7 protein-coding genes and 1 pseudogene are annotated in these 4668 nt (G+C 63.1%); 5 read left to right on the forward strand and 3 right to left on the reverse strand.

Annotated elements, in window-relative coordinates:
* From AC1DWI_RS14285 to AC1DWI_RS14295, 3 genes and pseudogenes are all read left to right on the forward strand, one after another.
* Nucleotides 1–210 (forward strand): annotated as a pseudogene (locus AC1DWI_RS14285) (MBL fold metallo-hydrolase); the annotation flags it as partial.
* A 107-nt stretch (nt 211–317) separates the two neighbouring features.
* Nucleotides 318–875, forward strand: coding sequence for a hypothetical protein (locus AC1DWI_RS14290; RefSeq protein ID WP_477671520.1), 558 nt, complete (start codon nt 318–320; stop codon nt 873–875).
* A gap of 234 nt (nt 876–1109) precedes the next feature.
* Entirely contained in the window at nt 1110–1598 is a 489-nt protein-coding gene (locus tag AC1DWI_RS14295) for a DUF2242 domain-containing protein (protein ID WP_477671623.1), read from the forward strand.
* Between the two features lie 117 nt (nt 1599–1715).
* Here AC1DWI_RS14295 and trxC read toward each other — a convergent pair whose 3' ends face one another.
* On the reverse strand, nt 1716–2153 hold the full coding sequence (trxC, locus tag AC1DWI_RS14300) for a thioredoxin TrxC (RefSeq protein WP_477725064.1): 438 nt from the start codon (nt 2151–2153) through the stop codon (nt 1716–1718).
* A gap of 176 nt (nt 2154–2329) precedes the next feature.
* Between trxC and AC1DWI_RS14305 the strand changes: the two genes are divergently transcribed.
* A complete protein-coding gene (locus AC1DWI_RS14305; RefSeq protein WP_477671522.1) occupies nt 2330–2695 on the forward strand; it encodes an RcnB family protein in 366 nt (121 codons plus the stop codon).
* A gap of 150 nt (nt 2696–2845) precedes the next feature.
* On the opposite strand, the gene AC1DWI_RS14310 is transcribed toward AC1DWI_RS14305, so the two are convergent.
* A complete protein-coding gene (locus AC1DWI_RS14310) occupies nt 2846–3367 on the reverse strand; it encodes a hypothetical protein (RefSeq protein WP_457279150.1) in 522 nt (173 codons plus the stop codon).
* 214 nt (nt 3368–3581) lie between these two features.
* Complete coding sequence (locus tag AC1DWI_RS14315; RefSeq protein WP_477698466.1) at nt 3582–4406, reverse strand: peptidoglycan DD-metalloendopeptidase family protein; 825 nt, start codon at nt 4404–4406, stop codon at nt 3582–3584.
* Here AC1DWI_RS14315 and AC1DWI_RS14320 point away from each other — a divergent pair.
* Nucleotides 4405–4569, forward strand: a complete 165-nt coding sequence (locus AC1DWI_RS14320; RefSeq protein WP_477698467.1) for a hypothetical protein — start codon at nt 4405–4407, stop codon at nt 4567–4569. The genes AC1DWI_RS14315 and AC1DWI_RS14320 overlap by 2 nt on opposite strands.
* Nucleotides 4570–4668 lie beyond the last annotated feature (99 nt).

Here is a 4668-nt window from a genome sequence, read left to right on the forward strand (position 1 = left end):
GTGTCGAACAAGGTTCTGCGCCTGTGGGTGGCCATGGCGCGCCGGCTGGATATTTCCATGCTGGTGCCCCAGCACGGCGCGCCGCTCAAAGGCCCGGCCATCGGCCAGTTTTTTGACTGGGCGGAATCACTGAAATGCGGCATTGACCTGTTTGACGAGCGCAACTACCAGGTGCCCACCGGGCAGATCAACGGCCGGGCAGCGGCTTGAGCCGGTGGGATCAGGCAGGAGTCTGCTACAGCCGGCTGATGGAAATCCAATACCCTCACTAGAATGGCCCGAGCTGCCATGGGGCGGTATTCAGGGATTCATCAACAATGAACAGAAATTTGAGGATATGGGTCGTCGCGGTCCTGGTCGTGCTGCTGGCGGCCATCGCCGTTCTTTGCTTCTTCAACCGCGAGAGGTGGAAGGACTACCGCGATTACTTTCGTGAGGACTACGTGGCTGTCGAGATGCAATATGACAAGCTCACGAGTGCCACCGATGAAAAAGCCGCGCGCAAGCTTTTTCCCAATGTATTTTTGCGCTGCTATGACGATTCGTCTGCACCGCGCCTGGGCGACCGCGTGTGCTATTCCACCGTGACACATGTCGATGGTTTGCCGGCCATGAGCGTGCTGCTTTTCTTTGCAAAGGGAAAACTCACGCACACCATGGTGCGTGTGCCCTGGTGGCGCCATGGTGCGTGGCGCGACAAACTGGTCAGACAGTACGGTGTAGCCCACAAATCAACCACCTTTGCGATTCTTGAAGGTCCCCTGGTGCAGTGGGATTTGCCGGGCGGCGCGTACATCAATTTCCACCGTGAACGCAGCCTGAACCCCCTGGAATGGAGCGGCATCTTCTGGTCGGCAGGCCAGGACGGGAAATAGCGGGCCTGTTTGGCGGCACTCCGCCGGCCTCGCGAACGATTTGCTACAACTGCGACGCACCCGATGCGTAAGCTGGCGCCTCTGACGGAGGTATTGGAGGTATGGTGACACGTTGTGCATGAGACACCTCTTACCTCTGTGGATACCTTTGTGGAAACTTCCCTTTTGATGCAACTCTGGAAATCCTGCCGACTCCCCGCCGTGCTGCTGGCAGCATGCGGCCTGTCGCCCCTAATGACAGGCTGCGTCACCGGCGCCAAAGCGTTTCCGCTGCAGGAAAAGTTTGCCTCCACCCAGACGTATTCGCGCCTCTTTGACGCCACCCCGGCACGGACCTGCGAGGCCTCGCGGCGTGCGTTGCTGAGCCAGGGCTACATCATCAACATGGCCAGCGCCGAATTGGTGGAAGGGCAAAAAGCCTTCCAGCCCGAGCCCGAGGCGCACCTGCAAATGGTGGTTCGCGTGGTGTGCGCCCCCGACACGCCCGATGGAAAAGTGAGTCTGGGTTTTGTCACGGCCCTGCAGGACAGCTACGCCATGAAAAAAACCAACAACTCCGCCAGCCTGGGTGTGGGCGCCATCGGCTCCGTCTCGCTGCCTTTCACGTCGAGCAATGAGTCCATGGTCAAGGTGGGCAGTGAAACCATCACCGCCGATGATTTTTACGACCGCTTTTTTGACCTGGTGAGGCGCTACCTGGTGGCGGACGCCGCGCTCGACTGATTGAGCGGGTGAACGCGCCCCCGGGCGCGGGTGCGCAAAAATTATTGGGAAAAGTGCCAGAAGGCTAATACAGGCGGGCGAAAGCAGCTATAAAAAGCATAGCGCCGGCTGATGGTCTCAGCGTAAATTACCCTGCACCCAGCGCACGATGTCGGCCGCACCCATGGCGCCGGCCTGGCGCGCCACTTCACGGCCGCCCTTGAACAAGGCCAGCGTGGGAATGCTGCGGATGTTGAAGCGCGCGCCCAGGTTGGGCACCGCTTCGGTGTCGACCYTGGCTACGCGCACCTGCGGCTCCAGCTGTGCTGCCGCCTGCTCATAGGTCGGCGCCATTTGCCGGCACGGCCCGCACCACGGCGCCCAGAAGTCCACCAGCACCGGAATCTGGTTGCGGGTGATGTGTTTGTCAAACGCGGCTTCGTCCAGCGCGGTGGAATGCGCGGTAAACAGCGCCTTCTTGCAGCTGCCGCAAGTTGGCTGGCTGCCCAGCTGGTCGGCGCGCACGCGGTTGGTGGTATGGCAGTGCGGGCAGACGATGTGGAGAGGGTCAGTCATCAGGCGCAACTGGGGGCCGTGGCGGGCATTTCAAGCGCGGCGGAGGTCGCCTGGCCGGGTGGCGGCGTTAAATCCGTGCAAACGCCGGGTAAAGCGCGGTGAACAGGCGCTTTTCCTACGCGTGCCGGCCTCTTGCGGGCGAACAATCAAGTTTCACTACAAAGAGAAGGATCCACATGAAAACCAGAACCTTGATGACCGCCCTGGCGGCAGCGTCCCTCGCTTTCAGCGGGCTGGCAATGGCCAAGGGGAAGGATGACGACCACGGCCGCGGCCATGGCCACAAAAAAGCCAAACACCACCATGCCGGCCCGCCGCCGCATTCCCAGGCCGGCGGGCGTGGTGCGGGCCCCGATCACAACTTCTACCGCGGCGGCCGCTTGCCGGCGCAATACCGCGACCGGGGCTATTGGGTAGATGACTGGCGCGGCCACCGGCTGAGCGCGCCGCCTCCCGGCTATCACTGGGTGCAAACCGGCGGTGACTATGTGCTGGTCGCCAACAACACCGGCATTATTTTCCAGATCTATCTGGGCCAGTAGCCAGTAGCCGGAGAATTCCGCGCATGAAAAAGCCGCCTGGAAAGGCGGCTTTTTCTTTTGGGGTCAATGCACTGCTTCAATACGCTACTGATTTGATAGCTGCTTGCGCCCGCCGGTAAAGGGCTACGGCCCCCTTTTATTCAGAAATGCTCAGGCAGCCTTGGCGGTGCGGCGCTGGCTAAACGCCGTCTTGCGCTTGGCGGTGCTGGCCTGGTCGCCGGCAATTTTGCTGGCGAGCTGGGCGGTCTTCTGCTCGATCTGCGCGGCGAGTTTGCTCAGTGCCAGGGCGCCCGGTGCGGTGGCCTGGGCCAGCGTGTTCAGAGTGGTCACGCCGGTTTTTTCTTCAAACAGGCTGGCATTGGCGGCAGCACGCTCCACGCCGCTCTCCAGAACCTTGACCAGCTGGCTCACCACTTGCTGTGCGCCGTTGGTCGTCAGCATCAGGCCCTTGGTGTAGTACACGCTGAAGGCCAGTTGTGCTGCCGTGGCGTTTTTGGCCGTTTCGGCTGTCAGTTCGGTGCGCGACTGTTTCAGGGCACGGTTCCAGCGCTGCTCCAGCAGGATGACTGCGCGCTCGCCGCCGGCGCGGTAGGCGTTGATCACGTGGCGGGCGGTGTTGCCCGAAGACTCGATGAGGTCGGTTGCAACGGTAGACAGGTTTTTGGCGGTCATGGTGTTTCCTTCAAAGGGGTTGAACAATGATTCATCATCAATGTTTTCCCTAGTGAGTGCGACCTACCGGGCTAGAGGGGCCCGTCCAGATTCAGTTGCAGCCTGTTTCTGCCGGGCAGGCGCTATGCTTTTAATAGCTGCTTTCGCAAGGCCCTATTGGGTTCTGGCCACTTTTTCCATTAATTAGCCTGCCGCTACTCACCACTGCTCACAGTTACTCGCCGCCTGCCCGGGCCCCCAGAAACAGCGCCGGGTCCACCATGGCGCGGTTCAGCATCACGCCCCAGTGCAGGTGCGGCCCCGTGACGCGGCCCGTGGCGCCCACGGCGCCCAGGCGCTCGCCCGCCTTCAGTGTGTCGCCAACGGCCACGCCAATCGCGCTCAGGTGGCACATCATGCTCAGCAAGCCGCCGCCGTGGTCCAGCCACACCGTGTTGCCGTTGAAGAAGTAGTCGCCCGTGTCAATGACGCGGGCGGGCAGCGGCGCCACCACCGGCGTGCCCGTGGCGGCGGCGATGTCCATGCCGCTGTGCGGGTTGCGCGACTGCCCGTTGAAGACGCGCCGCAGCCCGAACGAGCTGGAGCGGCGCCCCGGCACCGGCACCTGCATGCGCAGCGGCGTTTGCGGCAAAGGCTCGCTGAAGGTGGCCATCACCACTTCCTGGTGCGCGCGCTCGCGCTCGTAGCGCGCCTGGTCTTCGGGCGACAAATCCACCGTGCCGGGCGCCACCTTCAGGCGCTGCTCAAGGTAATGCTTGGGCGCCACCGTGTAGGCAAGCTGCTGCTGGCTGCCGTCAGGGGCCAGCACCGAGATGCTCGCCTCGCCGGGCTCTGCAGACAGCGCAATGCCCACCAGCGCCGTCCAACCCGCAGGGTCACCCAGCACCAGCAAGGGCACGCCACCGGCCTGCGCCACAGGCCGCACCGCCGCCGGGCCCAGCGGCAGCCGGGCAATGCCGCCGGGAACCTGCGACGCGGCAGGCCAGGCGCCCGAGGGCGCCGGTGCCGCGGCAAGGCATGAGGCAGGCAAGGCCAGCATGCCGGCGCCCGCCAGCAAGACCGAGCGGCGGGTGAATGGCGAGACAGGTGAAGAGGGCAAGGACGGCAAGGACGGCAGGGAGATGGTGTGTGAATGGCTGGCGGACATGGACCCGATTATTGCGGCCCTGCGGCAGCGCTGGCGCCACGAGAAGCCGCAATGACGAACGACGCCCGCGGTGTTTACTGCGTGAGCGTAATTTTTCCTTTGCTCACGTAGTCGTCAAACTGGATGCGCGGAATCGCCGTGACGGCGGCAACAC

The sequence above is a fragment of the Polaromonas sp. P3_C2 genome, assembly GCF_056402675.1.

Excerpts from the sequence above, each read along its gene's own strand:
- AC1DWI_RS14310 (WP_457279150.1), bottom strand. The coding sequence starts at position 3,367 with ATGACCGCCAAAAACCTGTCTACCGTTGCAACCGACCTCATCGAGTCT.
- AC1DWI_RS14290 (WP_477671520.1), top strand. The coding sequence starts at position 318 with ATGAACAGAAATTTGAGGATATGGGTCGTCGCGGTCCTGGTCGTGCTG.
- AC1DWI_RS14315 (WP_477698466.1), bottom strand. The coding sequence starts at position 4,406 with ATGCTGGCCTTGCCTGCCTCATGCCTTGCCGCGGCACCGGCGCCCTCG.
- AC1DWI_RS14305 (WP_477671522.1), top strand. The coding sequence starts at position 2,330 with ATGAAAACCAGAACCTTGATGACCGCCCTGGCGGCAGCGTCCCTCGCT.
- AC1DWI_RS14295 (WP_477671623.1), top strand. The coding sequence starts at position 1,110 with ATGACAGGCTGCGTCACCGGCGCCAAAGCGTTTCCGCTGCAGGAAAAG.
- AC1DWI_RS14320 (WP_477698467.1), top strand. The coding sequence starts at position 4,405 with ATGCCGGCGCCCGCCAGCAAGACCGAGCGGCGGGTGAATGGCGAGACA.